General features: G+C 56.5%; 17 protein-coding genes and 2 pseudogenes. 13 read left to right on the forward strand and 6 right to left on the reverse strand.

Going from position 1 to position 21,309, the window contains the following annotated elements; genetic code table 11:
• The first annotated feature begins 153 nt into the window (after positions 1 to 153).
• Entirely contained in the window at positions 154 to 3,897 is a 3,744-nt protein-coding gene (locus ACVWXE_RS01785) for a PAS domain S-box protein (protein ID WP_457489435.1), read from the forward strand.
• Here ACVWXE_RS01785 and rpsU read toward each other — a convergent pair.
• Positions 3,894 to 4,037, reverse strand: a pseudogene (rpsU, locus tag ACVWXE_RS01790) (30S ribosomal protein S21). The gene ACVWXE_RS01785 and the pseudogene rpsU sit on opposite strands and share 4 nt — an antisense overlap.
• Before the next feature lie 331 nt (positions 4,038 to 4,368).
• Between rpsU and apcD the strand changes: the two are divergent.
• The 4 genes and pseudogenes from apcD to ACVWXE_RS01810 all read left to right on the forward strand — a co-directional run bounded on the left by apcD (position 4,369) and on the right by ACVWXE_RS01810 (position 7,928).
• Positions 4,369 to 4,842, forward strand: coding sequence for an allophycocyanin subunit alpha-B (gene apcD, locus ACVWXE_RS01795; RefSeq protein ID WP_099812040.1), 474 nt, complete (start codon positions 4,369 to 4,371; stop codon positions 4,840 to 4,842).
• A gap of 267 nt (positions 4,843 to 5,109) precedes the next feature.
• Positions 5,110 to 5,595: an allophycocyanin subunit beta gene (locus ACVWXE_RS01800; RefSeq protein ID WP_099812041.1), complete on the forward strand. Its 486-nt coding sequence runs from the start codon at positions 5,110 to 5,112 to the stop codon at positions 5,593 to 5,595.
• 39 nt (positions 5,596 to 5,634) lie between these two features.
• Entirely contained in the window at positions 5,635 to 7,035 is a 1,401-nt protein-coding gene (locus ACVWXE_RS01805; RefSeq protein WP_457387765.1) for a chlorophyll a/b binding light-harvesting protein, read from the forward strand.
• 307 nt (positions 7,036 to 7,342) lie between these two features.
• Positions 7,343 to 7,928 (forward strand): annotated as a pseudogene (locus ACVWXE_RS01810) (Uma2 family endonuclease).
• Here the strand turns inward: ACVWXE_RS01810 and ACVWXE_RS01815 are convergent.
• On the reverse strand, positions 7,906 to 9,684 hold the full coding sequence (locus ACVWXE_RS01815) for a diflavin flavoprotein (protein ID WP_011433370.1): 1,779 nt from the start codon (positions 9,682 to 9,684) through the stop codon (positions 7,906 to 7,908). The pseudogene ACVWXE_RS01810 and the gene ACVWXE_RS01815 overlap by 23 nt on opposite strands.
• Before the next feature lie 354 nt (positions 9,685 to 10,038).
• On the opposite strand from ACVWXE_RS01815, the gene ACVWXE_RS01820 reads away from it, so the two are divergent.
• Entirely contained in the window at positions 10,039 to 10,269 is a 231-nt protein-coding gene (locus ACVWXE_RS01820; protein WP_414355764.1) for a DUF2555 domain-containing protein, read from the forward strand.
• 35 nt (positions 10,270 to 10,304) lie between these two features.
• Here ACVWXE_RS01820 and ACVWXE_RS01825 read toward each other — a convergent pair whose 3' ends face one another.
• The 3 genes from ACVWXE_RS01825 to pdxA form a co-directional block, all read right to left on the reverse strand.
• Positions 10,305 to 10,886: a hypothetical protein gene (locus ACVWXE_RS01825; protein WP_457489436.1), complete on the reverse strand. Its 582-nt coding sequence runs from the start codon at positions 10,884 to 10,886 to the stop codon at positions 10,305 to 10,307.
• 87 nt (positions 10,887 to 10,973) lie between these two features.
• The gene (locus ACVWXE_RS01830; RefSeq protein WP_457489454.1) at positions 10,974 to 12,089 is read right to left on the reverse strand and encodes an aldo/keto reductase; all 1,116 of its coding nucleotides are present in this window, start codon (positions 12,087 to 12,089) and stop codon (positions 10,974 to 10,976) included.
• A gap of 29 nt (positions 12,090 to 12,118) precedes the next feature.
• Entirely contained in the window at positions 12,119 to 13,207 is a 1,089-nt protein-coding gene (pdxA, locus tag ACVWXE_RS01835; RefSeq protein ID WP_457489455.1) for a 4-hydroxythreonine-4-phosphate dehydrogenase PdxA, read from the reverse strand.
• Between the two features lie 184 nt (positions 13,208 to 13,391).
• Here pdxA and ACVWXE_RS01840 point away from each other — a divergent pair, with 184 nt between their 5' ends.
• The 5 genes from ACVWXE_RS01840 (at position 13,392) to chlP (ending at position 18,777) form a co-directional block, all read left to right on the forward strand.
• Entirely contained in the window at positions 13,392 to 14,372 is a 981-nt protein-coding gene (locus ACVWXE_RS01840; protein ID WP_414331610.1) for an alpha-ketoacid dehydrogenase subunit beta, read from the forward strand.
• A 105-nt stretch (positions 14,373 to 14,477) separates the two neighbouring features.
• Positions 14,478 to 15,857 carry a DUF3084 domain-containing protein gene (locus ACVWXE_RS01845; RefSeq protein ID WP_457489437.1) on the forward strand — a complete coding sequence of 460 codons (1,380 nt, stop codon included), beginning with the start codon at positions 14,478 to 14,480 and terminating at the stop codon, positions 15,855 to 15,857.
• On the forward strand, positions 15,854 to 16,324 hold the full coding sequence (locus ACVWXE_RS01850; RefSeq protein WP_457489438.1) for a pre-16S rRNA-processing nuclease YqgF: 471 nt from the start codon (positions 15,854 to 15,856) through the stop codon (positions 16,322 to 16,324). Before ACVWXE_RS01845 ends, ACVWXE_RS01850 begins: the two co-directional genes overlap by 4 nt.
• Positions 16,296 to 17,432, forward strand: coding sequence for an extracellular solute-binding protein (locus tag ACVWXE_RS01855; protein WP_457489439.1), 1,137 nt, complete (start codon positions 16,296 to 16,298; stop codon positions 17,430 to 17,432). The genes ACVWXE_RS01850 and ACVWXE_RS01855 overlap by 29 nt, the downstream gene beginning before the upstream one ends.
• A 124-nt stretch (positions 17,433 to 17,556) precedes the next feature.
• Positions 17,557 to 18,777 carry a geranylgeranyl reductase gene (gene chlP / locus ACVWXE_RS01860; protein ID WP_414350952.1) on the forward strand — a complete coding sequence of 407 codons (1,221 nt, stop codon included), beginning with the start codon at positions 17,557 to 17,559 and terminating at the stop codon, positions 18,775 to 18,777.
• Positions 18,778 to 18,784: 7 nt separating this feature from the next.
• Here chlP and ACVWXE_RS01865 read toward each other — a convergent pair whose 3' ends face one another.
• A complete protein-coding gene (locus ACVWXE_RS01865; RefSeq protein WP_414331048.1) occupies positions 18,785 to 19,633 on the reverse strand; it encodes a hypothetical protein in 849 nt (282 codons plus the stop codon).
• 139 nt (positions 19,634 to 19,772) lie between these two features.
• Here ACVWXE_RS01865 and ACVWXE_RS01870 point away from each other — a divergent pair, with 139 nt between their 5' ends.
• The gene (locus ACVWXE_RS01870) at positions 19,773 to 19,931 is read left to right on the forward strand and encodes a hypothetical protein (protein ID WP_414421596.1); all 159 of its coding nucleotides are present in this window, start codon (positions 19,773 to 19,775) and stop codon (positions 19,929 to 19,931) included.
• An 89-nt stretch (positions 19,932 to 20,020) separates the two neighbouring features.
• Entirely contained in the window at positions 20,021 to 21,271 is a 1,251-nt protein-coding gene (locus tag ACVWXE_RS01875; protein WP_457489440.1) for an RNA-guided endonuclease InsQ/TnpB family protein, read from the forward strand.
• Positions 21,272 to 21,309 lie beyond the last annotated feature (38 nt).

Consider the following 21,309-nt stretch of genomic DNA (forward strand, 5'->3'; position numbering starts at 1 on the left):
GGCAATCCGGTTTACAGTGGATCCAGACTTCGCTTTCCTCTCCCAGGGGGATGGTGGAAATGTTGGCACAGTGCCTGAGTCTAAGTTAGAAATGCTACCGAAAAGCAGTGTACTCCTTGACACTTTCTAAACTTAACTTAATCGACAACCTTCATGAGCGCCTCCTGGGATCTGGTCAACCTGCTTACCTTACTCAACTGGAACACTCTGCCCGGATGGCTTTGGCTGCTCCTTTGGGGATCCTCACTGGCCGTGGTGATGTACTGGCAAAAGCGCTGGCTGCAGCGGGATCAGGTGGGTTTTCCCGATGTCATCATGCTGGCGCGTGCAGATACGACGGTGGTGGAATGTAACGAAGCTTGCCAGAAAATCTTGGGGGATTGGCGGGGCAGGCGCTGGATCGACGTGCTGCTGGCAGAAGAGCAGGAGCAGGCGCAGCAAAAGATAGCCCACCTTACCCCTCAGCAGCCTACCTTCACCCGAGTTGGCAGGGTATCGGATGCGTCGGGGCAGACGCGCTGGTTCGAGTGGATCAACCAAGGCATTTTTGACTGGCGGGGCCGCTTGCAGTTTATTCGCGGGGTGGGCCGAGACATTACCGAGAAGAAACAGTTGGAAGAAAACCTGCGGCTGCGGGAAGCCCAACTGCGCACCTTGTTGGACGCCCTGCCATTGGCGGTGTGGGCCAGGGATCCCCAGGGAGTGCTAATTTTGCAAAATGCCACCGACCGCGCCTGGTTTGGCGATCTGCTGGGCACTTCTCTGGAGGAGGTGGCTCAGCAACATCCCCACTGGCTGGAGTACACCTCTCAAGTTCTAGCCGATCTAGAGCGGCAAGGGTTTTGCCAATTCGAAGGTAAGGAAATGATTCAAGGCCAGGAGCGCTACACCTATCGCTTCGCTGTAAAGCTTCAGGATCAGTCTAAAGGTTTGGGACTTCTCGGCATTGTCCTAGATATCACCGAACAAAAGCGGCTGGAACAGGAGGTGTGGGAACAAGAAGAGCGTTTTCGCGCCTTCCTCAACAACAGCCACGACATTTTGTGTCGGATCGATGCCCAAGGTCTGCTGCATACCTTAAATCCTCCGGCTGCTGAGAAAATTTTGGGGCGTGCTCCCAATCAGGGAGAGGCCGTACCCTTGGATTGGGTTCACCCCGAGGATCGGCAGAACGTTGCTAATGCTCTTGAGCAACTCAAGGCTCGACCTGGCGAGACACTCAGCTTTATTTACCGGGCCCAACACGCCGATGGCCAGTGGGTGTGGCTGGAGAGCCTCTGCACCAATCTTTTGGAGGATCCCTCTGTGCAAGGGATCGTTTCCAGTACCCGCGATATCACCCAACAAAAGCAGGTGGAACTGGCTTTGCGAGAGAGCGAAGCCCGCTTCCGAGAAATTGCAGAGGCTGTACCGGTGGTTTTCTTTGTGTATTCTGCAGACTTGAGCCAGTCTCTCTACAAAAGCCCCCAAAGCGAGAAGATCTGGGGTTACACAGCAGAAGAGTTTCGCCGCAAGCCAGATCTCTGGAAAGACAGGATCCATCCCGAAGATCTGCCAAGGGTACTGCAGGCGGCCGCCCGAGCCACTCAAGAAGCCCAGCAGATCACCTACCGCCTTTTCCATCGGGATGGCAGGCTGCGCTGGCTGCGTACTTCTTGCCGACCCATCTTGAACGAACAGCAAGAGGTTATCCGTATTGTTGGCATTACCGAAGATATTACGGAGCAGAAAGAAGCAGAGCTGGCTCTACAAGAAAGCGAAGCTCGGCTTAGGGCTATTCTGGATGGGATCCCTTTTTCTATCTTTCTCAAAGATCTGGAAGGGCGCTATCTTCATGTAAACAAGACTTATCTACAACAGAGAGGCTGCAAGGCAGAAGAGCTCTTTGGAAAGTTGGATAGTGAGCTGTTCGCATCAGAAGAGGCTCTAGAATTTCGAGATCAGGATCAAAAAGTCCTGCAATCTCCGCATCCTGTCAGCTACGAGCGAACCTTTTTCCGCGATGGCAAGAGATTGACCCAGTGGGTCACCAAGTTTGCCCTGCGGGATCAGCAAGGGGATCCCTATGCCGTTTGCGGTGTTGTTGTGGACATCACCCCCCTCAAAGAAGCTCAAGAAGTGCTTCGGCAAGAGGCAGAGCGGGAGCGACTGTTGGGGGCCTTATTGCGGCGGATCCGCCAAGCTTTGGACTTGCAAACCCTCTTGGAAACAACGGTTGCGGAAGTGCGAGAGTTTCTCCAGGTAGATCGGGTGATGATCTATCAGTTGCAGGAAGGTGTAGGGGGGTTTGTAGCTGCTGAGTCGGTGGCGGATCCCTGGCCCAGCCACTTGGGCCGCCGGGTGTGGGATGCTTGCCTTCGCCAGGATCCTTGCTACCGCAAGTACCAAGAGGGCTTTGTGCAAGCCATAGCCAACGTGGCGACGGCCAATTTGGATCCTTGCTATCGGGAGCTCTTGGAATCTTTCCAGGCCCAAGCCAACTTGGTGATCCCAATTCGGCGGGGAGAGGATCTCTGGGACCTTCTGGTGGCACAGCACTGCCAATCCAGCCGCCCTTGGCAAGAGTGGGAAATCCGGCTTTTACAAGAGCTGAGCGATCAATTAGCCATCGCGTTGCAACAGGCCCAGTTATATGAACAACTGCAAGCCCTCAATCAAACCTTGGAAGAAAAGGTTCGGCAACGCACCTCTGAGTTGCAGCGATCCCTGCAATTTGAGGCCCTGCTGAAACGCATCACTGACCGGGTGCGCGACTCTCTGGATGAAGCTGAAATTCTCAACACCGCTCTGCGCGAGCTGGGAGAAAACCTAAATGCAGATGGCTGCGATATTGGCCTTTACAACGCCGATCTCACCCTTTCCACCATCAGCTACGAGTATTGTCCTCGCTTGGGGTCGGCCTTGCATACTTGTATTCCCTTTGCCCAATATCCAGATCTCTACGCCCAGTTGTTGCGAGGAGAGCCCTGCATATTTTGTTTACTTCCTGACCATTGTTTACTTCCTGACGCCCCCCGCCAAGGATCAGTCTTGGTCTGCCCTCTGCGGGATGGGGAGCAAGTCTTGGGGGATCTGTGGGTTTTTCGCAGCAGCGAGGAAAGTTTTGATGAGCAGGAAATGAATCTCGTAGCTCAAGTGGCCAATCAATGTGCTATCGGCCTAAGGCAGGCGCGCCTATTCCGAGCTGCCCAAGAGCAGGTGCAAGCCCTGGAGCGCCTTAACCGCCTCAAAGATGACTTTATCAGCACCGTCAGCCACGAGCTGCGCACTCCTCTAGCCAGCATGAAAATGGCGTTGCACATGCTGCAAGTTGCCCCTGCGAGGGAGAAGCAGGCCCAGTACCTATCCATCGCCCAGCGGGAATGCCAACGGGAGATCGAGCTGATCAATGACCTGTTGGATTTGCAGCGGCTAGAGGCAGGAGCCTATGCTTTGAATCTGCAAACGCTGACCTGGGAAGCCTTGTTGGGGGATTTGCTGTTGGCTATTGGCGAACGCGCCCGTACTAAGGGGCAAACCTTTCAAGCCAACGTGCCTCTGGAGAGCAGCATCACCACAGATCCTCTCCTTTTGGGGCGTATCCTGCGGGAGCTCCTGCACAACGCTGTGAAATACACCCCGGTTCAGGGATCCATCCGCTTACGGATAGGAACCGAAAGCCGTCGCAGCGTTGTAGAGGTCAGCAACAGCCAAGAGATCCCGGCTGAGGAACTCACCCGCATTTTCGATCGTTTTTACCGGATCCCCAGCCATGATCCTTGGAAAGAAGGGGGCACCGGTCTGGGCTTGGCTTTGGTGAAACAAATGGTGGATCAACTGAGGGGATCCATCGAGGTCAGCAGCGCCGCCGGCTGGACAACTTTCACGCTCCACCTGCCCCCTCTGCCCCAGTTTTAAAGGTTGAGCGGATCCCTGGGGACTCCTGCTTTGCGCTTGCGCTTTTCCAGGTTGGTTTCAAAGTAGCGATGGTTACGCAGATCTGGCAAGATTCCTGCCTCAGAAACTTAGCCCTTAAAGCGGCGCAGCGCCGATTTGATCCCTACCTTAGGGGTTCTCTCCCCCGGTACCTCTGCACAGCCCGTCTTATTGTAAGTTCTGTAGCAACAGATACGGAAATAGTTCCCAACACAGATGCTCATCTCGGCCAGAAGAGATAGAGGCTGAGTATTCTGAGGGTTGCTGTCGTATCCGGGATCTGGATTGGCCGCCAACCCAACCTTCTCAATCTGGTCACGCTGCCGAAGACGCGAGGCAGAGAGGATTTGTTGCAAGTAAGTTTCAATTCACAACTTTTTCTTAATAAGTGATTTCGGTTCTTGAGGATCTGGCTTACTTTGTTACCTGTAGAGTGTTCCTTGCCAAAAACCTATGAGCATTGTTGCCCAAGTCATCGCGCAGTCGGACGCGGCTGATCGCTTCCTCAGCAGTGCCGAGATCGCCAAGCTAGAGGATTTCTTCAGCAAGGGTCAAGTTCGCATCCGAGCCGCCCAAAAGTTAGCAGAGAACGAGCAAAAAATTGTCCAGGAAGGCAGCAAACGGTTTTGGGCCAAATGCCCCAACACCCCCAGCAATAAGGGCAACCCTCAAAAAACTGCCCTCTGTCAACGAGATCAAGGCTGGTATATCCGCTTGGTTAGCTATTGCATCTTGGCAGGCAACGATAAGCCGCTGGAAGATATCGGCTTGAACGGCATGCGAGAAATGTACATCTCTTTGGGCGTGCCGCTACCCAACCTGCGGGTGGCGATGAGCTGCCTAAAAGAGGTAGCTGCCGGCATTCTTTCTTCAGAGGAGATGGCTCTAGCTGCCCCCTACTTTGATCGACTGATTCGCGCTTTTTGAATCGATGAATGGATAGACAAATCGCTGCCCTCTCGCTCAGTTTTAGAGTTGAGGCGCGCTACTCCTGCCTCTGTGAGCTTGAGGTTTCGGCTGGCTTTGCGAGCTTGACCTGCAAGCTGTGAAGTTGTCTTAAGTTGCAATCCATAAGAGTTCTCACAGGCAATGCCTGAGCAAGCGGTGCAAGGACTCCGTCCCGCTAACGCGAACAGCATTTGCCCAATTGCCTCAAGAAATCAGTCCCTACTAGTGCTTAGAGGAGAAAAATCCATGAAAGATACCATCACTTCCCTGATTAACCCCGCCGATGAGAAAGGCTCTTACTTAGATGCCGCAGCTCTGGAACAATTAAATCGCTATTTCCAGAGTGGCAACATGCGCGTCAAGGCGGCCAAAACCATCAGCTCCAGCGCCAGCAGCATTATCAGCAAAACGGTTGCCAAGAGCTTGCTCTACGGGGATATTACCCTACCGGGGGGCAATATGTACCCTACTCGGCGCTACGCGGCTTGCTTGCGGGACCTGACCTATTTTCTACGCTATGCCACCTACGCCATGTTGGCTGCCGATCCCTCAATTTTGGATGAGCGCGTGTTGCAGGGTTTAAAAGAAACTTACATCACCCTCGGCGTTCCCATCGATCGCGTCATTCAGGCCCTCAATGCCATGAAAGAGGTCCTGACCGAAAGTCTCGACACAGAGGCAAGTCAAGAAATGGCCGTTTATCTTGACCATATCATTGCCGGTCTGAGCTAAACGTGCCTGTATTTTTGAGGGCTCACTGAGGAGCTATCTATGAATGCCAAAAAGATGCACCCATCGGGCTACCCCTGGTGGTCAGGTAACGCTCGATTGATGAACCTCTCTAATACTTTTATCGTGGCGCATGTGGCCCATGCGGCCTTGATCATGGCTTGGGCGGGGGGCTTTACCTTGTTTGAGCTGGCCAAGTTCTCGCCAGAGCGGCCCATGTACGAGCAAGGGCTGATTTTGCTGCCCCACTTGGCCACATTGGGGTGGGGGGTTGGCCCCGGTGGCCAGATCGTCAATACCTTTCCCTATGTGGCCATTGCCTCAATTCACCTGGTGGCTGCCGGCGTGTTGGCTGGAGGAGCCTACTTCCACCAAACCCAACTTCCCCCCAGCTTAGATATGGAATTCGGCAGGGCTGCCAAGTTTCACTTCACTTGGGATGATGCCAAAACGTTGGGAGTGATTTTGGGGCACCACCTACTGATTTTGGGCCTGGGATCCCTATTGTTGGTGGCCAAGGCGATGGTGTTCGGGGGGCTGTATGACGCCAACACCGGTCAGGTACGCCTGGTTACGGCTCCAACTTTGGACTTTGCCACCCTTTGGAACTACCGCACCCACCTGTTTGATGTCAATAATTTGGAAGACTTGGTGGGGGGCCATATCTATGTGGGAGCTCTTCTCTTGTTGGGAGGGGTGTGGCATATCCTGGTTCCGCCGTTTGAGTGGGTTAAAGCTCGCTTTCTCTTCTCAGCAGATGGGATCCTCTCCTACTCTCTATTCGGCATCGCCCTAGCCGGTTTTGCGGCTTCTTACTACTGTGGGTTTAACTCGCTGGCCTACCCGGTGGAGTTTTACGGCCCCACCCTGGAGCTGAAATCCGCCTTTACTCCTTACTACTTCGATCCAAATCAAACGGGAGCGTGGAACTACTCCTCAAGGGTTTGGCTGGCGAATGCTCACTTCTACTTAGCCTTCTTTTTTCTACAAGGATCCCTGTGGCATTTTCAGCGAGCGATGGGATTTGATGTCGGCAAGATGCTGCAGCTTTGGCAGCAGAGTCGGCAGGAAATGACCTCTCAGTCGGTGTATCAGGTTCAATTTCAGTGCCGACCTCAGCCTGACTTTGCAACTTTTTACGAGCCGCCCTTTGCAGGTCCAGAGCCTCTATCTGTATCTCCCGAGGATATCTACTGGTATCAGCCGCCAAAGGCTCCCAGCTCCAGATCTCTATCGTTGATAAACGGCGTTCGGCAAACTCTCTATGAAGTGAACTACACCCTTAGGAGGTGGATCTTCTACGAGCCCGCAAGAGAGAAGATAGCTTTCAATCGTTCTGACTTAAAGGCAGATTATGGTTCGCGCAAGTCAAGGGCTGATTTCTCGAAGTTTGCTCGATCTCTGCCCAAAGTCTTCTACGAGCCGAGCAGAGTTCAGGCTTAACCTACCTGGGATTTGAGGGGGTTTGGCCCTCAGGAGAGGTGATTACCCTGCCTGGGGGCTTTTTGCTTTGCTAGGGCTCCGCAGTGTGGGCTAAGGAAGGGAGTACCGATCTAGACTTGGCCTTGGTGAAGCAAATGGTGGATCAACTGAGGGGATCCATCGAGGTCAGCAGCGCCGCCGGCTGGACAACTTTCACGCTACATCTACTCCAATTGCTGCAATTCTAACCCCTACTCCACCACTCGCCCTCGCTTGGGGATTTGGGATACAGTACTGGTAGGGATCCTGAGGAGCTTTGCCTAAACCTATGACAACTCGCCTGGCTCCGCCTCTTGCCCTTGAAGACTTCCTCAAGTTGCCTTACATAGAAGATTCTCCGGCGTGGGAGTATGTGGATGGAGTTGCCATTCAAAAACCGATACCCAAAGCCCGCCACTCCATTTTGCAAAAACACTTTGCAAAAACACCTTGTGGCCGAGGTTGATGGCAGCACCACCGGCTATACTGCCCTACCCGAATTGCGATGCACTTTTTCCGGTCGTTCCATTGTTCCCGATATTGCCGTAATTGCGTGGGATCGAATTCGCCTCAGTGAAACAGGCGAGCCAGAAGATGACTTCACCGCAGCACCCGACTGGATTATCGAAATTCTTTCGCCGGGTCAAAGGGTAAGCCGTGTAATCGATAATATCCTGCATTGCCTAAAGCACGGCAGCAAATTAGGGTGAATGGTGGATTTAGACGATTACTCTGTTTTGATATTTGCCCCTCAACAAGAGCCGGAAATTTGCCGAGCAGATCGTCAGCTTAAGGTGATCGATGGGATCCAGTTAGCATTGACTCCACAACAAATCTTTGTTCTCCAATACACTACCCCCGCCGCATGGCCGTAACCCCCGTGGGATCCAGCACCTTGCCCCGTTCCACCTCGGCATAGACCAGGTAGCGATCCCCGCAGTCCATCCAAGTTTTGACACGGCACTCCAGGTAAGCTAAGGCATCCAACAAAATGGGGCAGCCATTCTCAGCAGTGGCCGTGGCCAAGCCGGCAAACCGATCTTCTCCAGGGCGCTGGGGCCGCTGAAAGTGCCGTTGCAAGTTGCTGCCCTTGCCTTCCCGCAAGATGTTGAGCACAAAGGGTGCCTGGGGATAGGTCAGCAGTTCGGCTTCTTGTTCCTTGTTCACCGACAGGGTTAGCCCTGGTGGATTGAAGCTGGCCTGGGCCACCGACCAGGTGAGGAAGCCGCGGCGGGTCTCTCCTTGCAGGGCGGTAACTACGCACAGGGATCCCACCACCCGGCTCAGGGCTTGCCCAACCCGATCCGCCTGAGTTTCGCTGCTGGTTTGGCGAGGGGCGCGGGCTCGTTTGGCTTTGCGCAGGGCCTGAGCAAACTGGGATCCCGCCTCTTGACAGGCTTCCAGGATTTCAGGGGTGGGCTTAAACTTGGCGCGGATTGTCTCAAACCCCAAAGAAAAGCCGGCATTGAGCAACTTGCTCTCGATAAGATCCACTGCTTCGCCGCTCCAGCCGTAGGAGCCAAAAACCCCGGCCAAGCGGGTGGTGGGAACTGAAGAAAGGATGATGCCAAGGGCGGTTTGGATCTGCACAGGAGGATGGCCGGCCAAAGTCGGGGATCCGATAACAAACCCCTGGCAGCGCTCCAGAGCTTGGGCGATCTCCTCCGGAGTGGCCCATTCGCAGTTGATCCGCTCCACCTTAACGCCGGCCCGCTCCAGCCCTTGGGCTATAGCCATGGCCATCAAGCCTGTATTTCCGTAAGCGGAAGTGTATAGGAGAGCTACCCGCTGCTCGCCGGGATCCTCTTCGCACCAAGTGTGGTAGTCCAGCCGCAAGCGCCGCAGGCTGTGGCGCACCAAGGGGCCGTGGGCAGGGGCATAGATTTGGGCGGGAAATTCTTCCAACTTGGCCAGGGCTGCCTTCACCTGGGGCAATTGGTTGCGGTGCAAACAGTCGAAGTAGTAGCGGCGGTCTTCGCTGAGCTGCCGCCAATGTTCGTCAAACACTTGCTCATCGCACACGTGGGCGCCGAACAACTTATCGGTGTAGAGGATCCCGGTGGCCGGATCGTAGGTACAGAGGGCATCTGGGTGGCGGGGCGTGGGCACGGTGCGAAAGTGCAACTCATGCCCTTCCCCCAGATCCAGGCGATCCCCATCTCGGATGACCCGCAAACGGAAGGACTGGTGGCCATTGTAGAAAATGCCCAGATCGGCGGCTTCTTCTTCGTCGCGACTGCGGGGCAAGGGATCCATCTCTTCAAAGGCGGCCCGTAGCGTAATGGATCCCGGTTTGGAGCAGAGCACCATCGCATAGGGAGCCAGAGGCAATAGGGCTTTGAGAGTGGCAATGCGGTTAAAGTTGACGTGGCTGAGCAAAATAAAGTCCAACCGCTGTAGGTACTGGTGTTGGGCCAGCTCTTCTAAAAAGATGCTGGTGAACGATTCCCCGGGAGGATCGATGAGAAGGGTTTGGCGGGCCTGGATGAGGTAGCTATTGGCAGTGGTGCCCCGTTGCCGAGCGTATTCCAGCTCAAACTTCAGGCGATCCCAGGTGCGGGAGCGGAGAACCAACGTGGACGGGCCGATAAGGGCAACTTGGACATCGCGGGCGGGGATCTTGCTCTCCATAGCAGCCTCCGATGCGGTATCTGTCCTCACCTTGCCACGAAACTGGAGGAATGGGGATCCCTTTTCAGAGTTTCGGGAGAACAGGGGTTGGCTTACCCAAAAGTTGGGTCTGAAGCCCCGTTCTACCCCTACGCGGAACTCAACCAGTAGGGCGGCTTTTGTGCTACAGCAAATACAGTGGCGAGAAGACTCAACTGCCCAAAAAACCACACGACTGTCTTAAAGCTGTTCACGCAGTGTTGCTAAGAAATACCAGTAATTAAGAATTTTCTCCCTTTGGGACAGGGAGTATTCAAGTTTTTGGCCAGCGAAAAGAAGAGGCTAAGATCGGCTTGTAGCGTGTTCAGGCTGCCTATGTCTGCCCGATCCAAGTCCAAAGTGGAAGCCCCTGCTAAGGGGATGGATCCCCGCCAGTTTACTGAAGCTGATGTGGCGGCAATTGCAGAGCGGTTGGAGCGCAATGAGTATCCGACCGTCTTTGGCTGCTTGGAAGACTGGCATGCCCTTCGAGCCGTTGCCTTTTATGCTCCCCACTTGGTGGCTCCCTATGCACACCTGTTGGAGTGGGAAGTGGATGAAGATTAGGGCTGTCCTTGCAGTTCTTAAAGGGATCCCAGTGCTCAGGCCGACGAGGGGGGAGAATTTCCGTCAGAGCCTTGCCTGCGAATCAGGTAGCGCACTTCTTCAAGGAGAACGTTGAACCTCTGATCCGTTTCCGCTTGCCGTTGGTTGATGGCCTGGATGGCGCGTTCGTGCTCTCGTTGTAGGGCGGTGAGGGTAACCAGAGCTTGAGTCACTTCCTCTGCCCACTCGGCAAGGTGAGCTAAGTCGGAGCGGGTCTCGCTGACAACTTGCTGTAGCTCTCGCAGGCTTTGAGCTTGGGCAGCAGCTTGTTCGGCAAATTCGGCGCGGCTTTCTTGGATGGACTGACGCAGCTCCTCGATTTCCCGCAGACGGGCGGCGTTCTCCTCGGCAGACTGGGTGCGGCTTTCTTGGATGGACTGGCGCAGCTCCTCGATTTCCCGCAGACGGGCGGCGTTCTCCTCGGCAGACTGGGTGCGGCTTTCTTGGATGGACTGACGCAGCTCCTGGATGGATTGGCAGAGCTCCCGGATTTCTCGGCTGTTGGCAGCAGTCTGTTCAGCCGTCCAAGCCAGCAGTTGTTCCACCCGGTCTAAGCGGTCTTGGCTCTGACTATTCACTCCGATGCCTCGCCTTGTGAGTCTCTTGACAAACTGCAACCGATCATAAACGAAGTTGAGCTCTGCCAAACAGGATAGGGGGAATGGTCATTCCCAGAGCCGCCGGATTGGAGAGCGATGCAGCAACTGGTGGGCTTCGGCCAGCAACTCCGGGATCCGCAGATGCTCTGGGCAGCGGGGCAAGCAGTCACCGCATTCGGTACAGCGGTCGGCAGGTGACCCCGGAAACCAATGCCCAGCTTGGCCGAACATGTTGTAGCGGTACCGAGCAAACTCCGTCATTTCGTGGGCAATGGCCAAGTTGCGCAAACGCAGCACTTCGGGAATGTGGATCCCTTCTGGGCAGGGCAGGCAGGCGTAGCACTGGGTGCAGCGGCTGGATCCCAAGCGTTCCTGCTCGGCTTGGCGCAACCGCTCCTGAATCTGAGGGCCATCCACCCACCAACGGTCGGGATCCTGTAAAGCCGACAAGGCCACCTGTAGCTCCTCAGGATGGGTGATGCCCAGGCTGAGGGTGTGAACACGGGGATCCGCCAGCAAAAAACGATAGGCAAACTCCAAGGGGCTGAAAGGTGCACAGCACTCCTGCAGGTGTTGGGGCGGGCGATAGAGCATTCCCCCTTTATCGGCAGGAGAAATGATGAACACGCCCATATCTTGCTGGGCAGCCGCTTCTAGGGCCGGTGCATTGCGCTGTTGGAAAAAGTGATAGTGCAAATTAACAAAGTCAAAGCATCCTGTCTGGATGGCCTGCAAAATTAACTCCAGGGATCCATGGGTGGAAAAACCAATGTAGCGCACCCAGCCTTCTTGCTGGAGCTGCTTGAGAATCGGCAACCCTTTCTGCAGCACCCACTCCAGATGTTCCGGCAAGTTGATGCCATGAAAGGCAAATTGATCCAGGTAATCCACCCGCAGACGGCGCAGGGATCCCTGAAGCCGCTCTCGCAACCCATCTGTGGGAGTGAGTTTGCTGGTCAGAATCAACTGATGGCGTGAAAAGGGCAGGGTTTGCAAAATCTCGCCCAAGAGCACCTCGGCATGGCCATAAGCCTGAGCCGTTTCGATGTGGTTGATCCCTGCGGCTAGGGCTGCCTCAACGGTTGCCTGAGCTTGATCCCTGGGCACATTGACCAAGCGCATGCTGCCCAGAGAAAAAACCGAGACCAGCTGTTGGGTGCGCCCAAAGCGACGGTAGAGCATTGCGGCTGAGGTGATGCCAGCAACTCCCATCAAATCACCCCCTGGAAACGAGAAACGGCCTCAGATTGTCGGGTACAGACGGCATTTCCCTCAGGGGATTGGGGGTTTTTGCCCAGCAGTTCTGCCGCCAGCAGGATCGCCTGCTTGAGGCTCTCGCATCGGGCCACCCCTTGGCCGGCAATGTCGAAGGCGGTGCCATGATCGGGAGAGGTGCGAACAAAAGGCAACCCAATTGTCAGGTTGACTGCCCGGTCAAAAGCCAGCATCTTCACCGGGATCAAACCTTGATCATGATAGAGAGCCAAGTAGGCATCTGCCACAGTTGGGGATCCCTGGCCATGCCAGGCTTGCGCGGGAGCCACCCACAGGGTGTCGGGGGGAAGCGGCCCCCAAATTTGGGCGTGGGCATAGGTGCGCAGCAGCTCGGTCAGCCATTCTTTTTCCTCCGATCCCAGTTGCCCCTGTTCGCCGGCATGGGGATTCAGGCCGGCTACTGCAATCACAGGATCCCGGATCCCAAAGGTGTGGCGCAGGGATCCCACCAGCAAATCCAGCGCTGTCCGCACCCGCTCTGGGGTCAGCACGGTGGGCACCTGGCCGAGGGGAATATGGGTGGTGGCCAGCAAAACCCGCATCTGCCAACCGCTGTGGGGGGAACGGGCAACAAACATCATCCCGTAGTGCTCAGACCGACTCAGCTGGGCCAAAACTTCTGTTTGACCAGGGAACCGATGGCCGGCTCGATGCCAGAGATACTTGGCGATGGGCGCTGTCACGATCCCCTGAAACTCGCCCCGCAGCGTCTGTTCGACTGCCGTTTTCAGGTAAACAAAACTGACCCCACCACTGTCAGCATCCCCTTGACCAATACAGCCAGGCTGTAACCGAAAGCCTGTGTCGCATTCCAGCATCGGGATCCCTGCCGGATGGGCCAATGGAGCCGGCGACCGATCTCTCAGCAGGCGATAGGTGGCTTCTAGAACCTGCCGATCCCCTACAACCGTGATGTGGGCGCAAGACTGCACCTCAGGATCCGCCAGCGCCTTGAGCACAATTTCCGGCCCAATTCCCGCGGGATCCCCCAAGGTCAGCGCCAGTTTGGGCCGTGGAATGCTCATGGTGTCTTTATCTTGAGAAGACGGACGATCCCCATGTTCCAGGGGAAAGAGAGTGCTGAGGAAAGCTGTGGGGAAGGTCGCCATCCCTTTGAGCCAGAATTCTGAGCTCAGCCTATCAAGTCAGCTGCAAGGGGATCCATGCCGGCAAAATGGTTTAATGAGGGTTTAGCGATATTGAACCTCTATGGCCGAGACATTCCTTTACAACGCCTTGCGTGCTGCCCTCGACGAAGAAATGGCCCGGGATCCCAACGTGTTTGTTTTGGGAGAAGATGTCGGCCATTACGGTGGCTCCTACAAAGTCACCAAAGACCTGTATCGCAAGTACGGGGAGATGCGCCTGCTGGATACCCCCATCTGCGAGAACAGCTTTACCGGCTTGGCCATTGGGGCAGCCATGACCGGCTTGCGCCCGGTGGTGGAAGGGATGAACATGGGCTTTCTGCTCCTGGCCTTCAACCAAATTGCCAACAATGCCGGTATGCTTCGCTACACTTCTGGGGGCAACTTCAAGATCCCGATGGTCATCCGCGGGCCGGGCGGGGTGGGTCGTCAGTTGGGAGCAGAACACTCGCAGCGGCTAGAGGCCTACTTCCAAGCGGTGCCCGGGCTTAAGATCGTGGCCTGTTCAACTCCCTATAATGCCAAGGGCTTGCTCAAGTCCGCCATCCGCGACGACAACCCCGTTCTCTTTTTCGAGCATGTGCTCCTGTACAACTTGAAAGAAGATCTGCCAGAAGAGGAATACCTTTTGCCTCTGGACAAAGCCGAAATCGTCCGATCCGGCTCCGATGTTACCCTGCTCACCTACTCCCGCATGCGCTACCACGTGCTCAAGGCCGTGGACACTTTGGTGCAGCAGGAGATCGACCCTGAGGTGATCGATTTAATCTCGCTGAAACCTTTAGATATGGGAACCATTGCCGCTTCGGTGCGCAAAACCCATCGGGTGATCATTGTTGAGGAAGACATGAAATCGGGTGGCATTGGGGCGGAACTGACAGCTCGCATCATGGAAGAACTGTTCGATGAGCTGGATGCGCCGGTGATGCGTTTGGCTTCGCAGGACATTCCCACCCCCTACAACGGCACGCTGGAGGCGGCCACCATCGTGCAACCTGCAGATATTGTGGCGGCGGTGGAGCGGCTCCTCTACGCGGATTAGAACCCCCAAAAATCCCTACAAAACAGCGCCGAAATCTATCTCCCAGCAACTTGCAAAATCCTCAGGGCAACCTTGCTAAGATTTCCATGGCAGGGATCCGGGAATATGCAAGGCGTACTGCTAATCCTCTACATGTTGGTTGTCAGTGGCCTGATTGCCGTTGTTGGGGATCGGGTGGGCTACCGCATTGGCAAAAAGCGCCTTACCTGGTTTAACCTGCGCCCCCGCCATACCGCCATTCTGGTGGCCGTGGTGACCGGCGTGAGCATCTCCGCCCTGACTTTGGGCACACTGCTGCTCCTCAACCGCTCTCTGTCGGAGGCCCTGTTCAGCTACACCAACCAAATTGCCCAGGCGGAGCAAGAGCTGCGGGCCCTCAACCGCCAAAAAGCCCTCTTGGAAGCGGAAAATGCCGCTCTCAGGGTTGAGCGAGACCACCTCAAGATGGATCTGGATCAATTTCGCAGCCAGCAGTCGGCAGCCCAAACCCGCCTGAGCGAAGTGCGCGATCAACTGGCGGTGGCGCTGCAGGAGCGGCAGGAGGCGGAGGCCAAGCTGGCGGCAGCCAACGAGCAACTGGCCAAGGTGCAGCCCAGTCTGGATCGAGCTCAGGCCGAGTTGGAGGCGGTGAAGGCAGAGGTGGAGTCAGCCCGGCAGATGATTGCCACCCTGGAGTCGCAAAAACAAGCCCTGCAACTGGATCGAGATCAACTGGAGCGCTCCCTGGATGTGGTGCAGGCGGCCTTAACCCAACTGGAGAACCAGAAAAACCAGCTTGAGCAGGAGATCGAGCAGCTCAACCAATTGGCGGTGCGGCTGCGGCGGGGGGAACTGGCCATCTTGGCGGGGGAAGTTTTGGCAACAGGAGTTGTGGAGGCTCCAAGAGGGGCAAAACCAGAGGCGATCCGGCGGCAGTTTGAGCAACTTTTGGCCCAGGCGGAACAGCGAGCCCTTGCCCTTGGATCCCAGCCCATGCCCCCTCTGGAAAACGCGATCCTGATCCGCCGGGAGGATGCCGACCAAGCCCTGGAGAAGTTGCGAGAACCCGGTAGCTGGGCGGTGCGCATTCTCTCTGTTACCAACCGGCTCAAGGGGGAGCCTGTGCCTGTGCTCGTGCAGATTTACCCCAACCAGCGGATCTTCCCCAAGGGATCCGTGCTGGCCCACGGGGTGATTCAACCGGGTTTGAGCGAAAATCAAATCCAACAGCAACTGCTGGGGCTGCTGAACCAGGCCAATCAGCGCTCGCAGGAGGAGGGGCTCCTCTCGGATCCCATCACCGGCACTGTGGGGGAGTTCTCCCAGGTCAAGTTTCTGGAGGTTGTGCAGCATCTCCGCCAGAGCACCACCCCTCTGGATGTGAAGCTGGTTGCCGACACCGACATCTACACAGCGGGGCCATTGCGGGTGAGTTTTCTGATGGCGGAAGCTTCTGGTCAACCCGGCTCTTCTGGGGCTCAGCAGGCGGGGCGTCCTGAGGGATGACGGATCCACTCCACCCGGCAAGACTGAAGAGCCAACGAGTGCTGATCGGTTTCGACCCAGGGCGCGACAAGTGCGGCATAGCTGTGGTGCAGGTGCAGGCGCTTGCGCCAATGGAGCTGAAGGTTTTACACCGGGAGGTGGTCCCTTCCGCGGCAGCGCTGTCTAGACTACAAACGCTCCGGCAACAGTTTCAGGCGGAGCAAGTGATCCTGGGCAATCAGACGACGGCCCAAGCCTGGAAGTCTCAACTGGAATCGATCCTCCCCCCGCAGCAGATTGTCCTGGTGGATGAGCGGCACAGCTCCCAAGAGGCCCGTCAGCGCTACTGGGATTTTCACCCACCGCAGGGATGGGAGCGGCTGTTGCCCAAGGGGATGCGGGTGCCCGCCAAGGCTTACGATGATCTGGTGGCTCTCATTCTGGTGGAGCGGTACTGTCGTGGGCGAGATACGGCTGAGCCGACGTGAGCTTCTACAGGGGATCCTGCTGGGGCTAATGGCGGCAGGATGTGGGGGGCCGGATGCACACCTGCCTCTTGTCGTGGCGCTCAAGCAAGGGATCCCCGCCAGTTTGCTCAACGAGTTTCGCCGCCGCACCCAGGCCCGCTTTCGGCTGCAACTGTTGGATGAGCGGGATCAGTTGTTGGCCTATCTGCAGCAAAGCGTCCAGCCGGCTGATGCAGCCTGGTGGGATCCGGGGGGATGGTTCCGGCGGCGGCTGCCGGTGGCGGCTTTGAGTTTGTTGGGGGCCGACGGATTGGATCGGGCCATTGCTGCCGGTTGGCTGGATCCGCTACCGGAAAGCCTGCTGGGAGAACGATGGCAGAATCTGGATCCCCGTTGGCAAGCTGCGGCACGCCGGGGAGGGCAGACTTGGGGTGTGCCCTGGCGCTGGGGGGTAACGGCCATTGCCTACCGCCGGGATCGGGTGAGGGAGCCCATTCGGGACTGGGCGGATCTGTGGCGGCCTGAGCTGGCCGGCAAACTGACTCTGCCGGATCACCCGCGGGAGGTGATTGGGCTAACCCTAAAGAAAATGGGCCGCTCCTACAACGATCCCCTCAACCCTGAGGATGTGGAATTACGGCAAGAGCTGGGATCCCTGCATCGCCAGGTTTTAACTTACACCTCTTCTGACTACCTGCCCATCTTGCGCTTGGCCGATAGCTGGGTGGCCGTGGGCTGGTCGCAGGATCTCTACGCCACCCAAGCCAACTACCCTGAGCTGGCAGTGGTGATCCCGGCCTCCGGATCCGCCATCTGGTGGGATGTCTGGGTGCGACCCCACGTCGAAGACAATGCCCACACAGAATCAACCCAGACAGATTCCGGATCCCTGTTGGCTGACTGGCTTGATTTTGTCTTGAATCCTGAATTTGCCCCCCGCTTGGTCAATCTGAGCGGGATCCCTTCGGTTTTGCCGCTGGATCTGGCTCAACTTGCCCCCCGCCTGCAACGCAGAGCCGACTTGCAAATCTCCACTTGGCAACGCTCGGAGATCTGGCGCCCCTTGAGCTCAGCCGAAGCCGAGTCCTATCTCAACCTCTGGGATCAAATGCGGCGGGGCCTTTTGTAGAAACACAGCGAGCGCGAGCCCTCCACTCTGCAACACTTCGTCAAGGTCCGCAATGCTTCTGAGGAGCTGTGGTAGGATGCCTGCTGTCTGATGAGCCAGTTGCACTTGCATCGAGGAGAGCACCTTGAGTCTGAGAGTTGCTGTTGTGGGGGGCGGCCCAGCCGGAGCCTCTGCTGCTGAAGTTCTAGCCCAAGCGGGAATTGAAACCTTTTTGTTTGAGCGGAAGCTGGACAACGCTAAGCCCTGTGGGGGCGCCATTCCTCTCTGTATGGTCTCAGAATTTGACCTTCCCCCCGAGATCATCGACCGCAAAGTGCGCAAGATGAAGATGATCTCCCCCTCCAACTATGAGGTGGATATCGCCCTTGAAAAGGAAAACGAATACATCGGCATGTGCCGCCGCGAGATCTTGGATGCCTTCTTGCGCAATCGTGCCCACCAAAAAGGGGCGGAGCTGATCAACGGCAAGGTAATGCATCTGGAAATCCCCCAGAATGGCCGGGATCCCTACATCCTGCACTACAACGATTTTTCCGACGGATCGAGGCAAGGGGTGCCGCGTTCTTTGGCTGTGGATGTGGTGATCGGGGCGGATGGGTTCCACTCCAAGGTGGCAGAAGCCATTGGTGCTGGCGACTACAACTATGCGCTGGCCTTTCAGGAGCGCATCCGGCTCCCGGACGACAAAATGGCCTACTACGCAGAGCGGGCAGAAATGTATGTGGGGGACGATGTTTCTCCAGACTTTTATGCCTGGGTGTTTCCCAAGTCCAACCATGTAGCCGTGGGCACCGGCACCATGAGGGCAAACCAGGCCCACATCCAAAAGTTGCAAGCTGGGATCCGCGCCCGTGCTGCCGAGCGGATTCGAGGAGGCCAGGTGATCAAGGTGGAAGCCCATCCGATCCCAGAGCATCCCCGCCCGCGCCGCGTGGTGGGCCGTGCTGCTTTGGTGGGAGATGCGGCGGGATACGTAACCAAATCCAGCGGCGAAGGGATCTATTTTGCCGCCAAGTCAGGCCGCATGTGCGCCGAGACCATCGTCGAGACCTCCAACGGCGGCAAGCGCATTCCCACAGAGGAGGATCTAAAACTGTATCTCAAGCGCTGGGATCGCCAGTACGGCCTGACCTACAAGGTCTTGGACATCCTGCAGCGAGTGTTCTACCGTTCCAATGCCACCCGCGAAGCCTTTGTGGAGATGTGCGCCGACCGGGACGTGCAGAGGATGACCTTTGACAGCTACCTCTACAAGACGGTAGTGCCCATGAGCCCTTGGGTGCAGTTCAAGATCACGGTCAAAACCCTGGGCAGCCTGATTCGCGGCAACGCTTTGGCTCCCTGAAGTAACCCTACTGCCACTGGAAGGTCACCGTGACGCGATCCCAATTGGCCTCGGTTTTCAGCACACTGGCGGAGGCCCTTTGTCCGGGGGGCACGTCGCTGGGCTCAAATGCTGCCACTCGCGTATCGACAACTTCTTCTCCCCGATAGAAGGTGAAACGAGCACGGGCGTTGAGAACCGTGCGGGTGCTGCGGTTGATCGCTTCCACGCTTAGGCGGCTACCGGCCCCCACTCGTTCTTCCCGAATGGATCCCACGATTACAAAATCTCCTGGGCTAGCGGCAGACTCGGCTGGGGTGGCGGTCGGAACTGGGGTGCCAGGCTGTGGGGCCGTCTCGCTTTGCTTGGGATCCGACTGCCTCAGCAGCTCCAAAACACGGGCCAACTCCTGCTGAAAGAAAACAAAGGCTTCCCGCGATTGGTTGGCCACCTGGGCCAAAATCAGTCGATCCGACTCCTCTACCGGAATTTCCAGGAGGGGAGCTGGCCCTTTTAGGGTGACTCGGATGCTGGCGACTTCTTGGTTGATGAACTTATCCAGGTAGGGAAAGATGTTGAGAATGCAGTCTTGAAAGGATCCCATCGGCATGATGCGATTGTTCGTCAGCACCAAGTCGGCCCGCTCACAGCTAGTCCGATCCTCCATATCAATTTCCAAGGGCACCCGAAAGGAGCCGAGGCTGGTGTTGGTGATGGTAACCCCAATGCCGTACACCTCCTGCCGCCAGCCATGAACGATCTCCAGGCTGGGGCTGGTGACTTCCTCGGTGAAATACTCTCCGGCCCAGGTCGGGGATCCCCACAGAGGCAGGGCCAGTAGCAGCACAGGGAAATGGCAGGTCAGTCTCCCCTTCACCTCAACCTTCCTTAACTCAACTCGCGGACTTTGGGGCAGAGCAGCGGTGTTTCTTGCTCCCCCGGGATGGCAATAGCCTAACCTAGGGTCGGCGCAAACCAGGGGGAGTCTTTGAATAATCTTTCCAACAATAACGGCTTTGAACTTCATCCGCTCTGCCCAAAGGGATAGCCCAGTACCCGTCTTCATCGAGCTGGGGGTTGCCTTTGCGGTGGATCCCAAGGGCCATTTTGTCGGGGCAGCGCCACCGGCTTTGCCGTTTTCCGCCTTGCCAAGCAAGGGATCCCGTCTGCGATAGGATCAGAAAGTCCAGCTTACTAGCGCAGGAGCCCCGCCCTCTGTCCGTAGGACGAGGGTCGGGAGGAATGCGGAAGTTACGATAGAACCATGACCCAAGTCCTGACCGTCTCCTGCAAGCTCAAGGTGTCCCAGTCGCAAGCCGCCAAATTGGACGCGACCTTGGCTGCTTTCGGCCAAGCCTTGAACTGGGTCAACCAAAACACACCAGAGAAGGTAGTTAACGCCGTTAAACTTCAATCTCTGTGCTACCGCCAAATCCAGGCCCGGTTCGGCTTGTCCAGTAACTTGGCAAGGACTACGTCCCGCTTACGCGACCAGCAGGTCTGCAGACGGCTGGCCGGTGCCCGTAAAGTTGCCCGACAGAAAAACCGTCCGGTCAAAGCGTTCAAGAGAGGCTTTGCGACCTACGATGCCCGTATCTTTTCGTTTCGCGAGAAAGACTGGACGGTGTCGCTGACCACGGTTGGGGGTCGAGAGCGCTTTGAGCTGGCGATTGGCCGTTACCAGAGAGAACAGTTGGCAGGCTCCAACCCCAAATCCGCCACTCTGGTCAAGCGCAAAGACGGTTTCTACTCCATTCAAATCTGTGTGGAAACGGAACCGTGCCCACCGCAAGGCACGGATAGAGTGCTGGGCGTGGATTTGGGAAGGACGGATATTGCTCATACATCGGAAGGAGATAACTGGAATGGACAGCAGTTGAACAAAGTCCGAGACCATCACTCGCGGTTGAGGGCGGTACTTCAACGCAAAGCCAGTAAGGGCACCCGCAGTTCGCGGCGCAGATGCAGAGAACTGTTGCAACGGCTGTCTGGCAAGGAAAGACGCTTTCAGTCGCGTCAGCGTTGCGTAGCAAAAACGTGGGTCAATCATCGCATCTCCAAAGCTATTGTCTCTAGGGCAAAAGCTACCAACAGCGCTATTGCTCTGGAAGACTTGACAGGGATTCGGGAAAGGGTCAATCAACAGCCACGCAGCAAGACAGAGCGTAGGCGGGCAAATAGTTGGGCGTTTTATCAACTCCGTCAATTTTTGGAGTACAAGGCTCTGCGTGCGGGGGTTGCTTTGATTCTGGTGCCGCCTGCCTACACGTCGCAGACCTGCCACCGGTGTTTGCACATTCATCCCGACCCTGCGCAATCCTATCGCAGTGGGAAGCAGTTTAAGTGTGGACACTGTGGATGGGAAGGGGATGCGGATTTGAATGGTGCGAATGTGATTGCGCTTTTGGGGGCTGTCGTAAACCAGCCTAGAGGTTCGGGCCTGTTTTGTTCTCTGGTAGAGCAGAGCAAGCTCAGGGCTACTGAAAGCCCGCGCTACACTGCTAAGGCGGTGTAGGGTCGGGTAGTTTACGTAGTTTACATCGAGTCTGCCAG

The sequence above is a fragment of the Thermostichus sp. MS-CIW-41 genome (assembly GCF_054058915.1).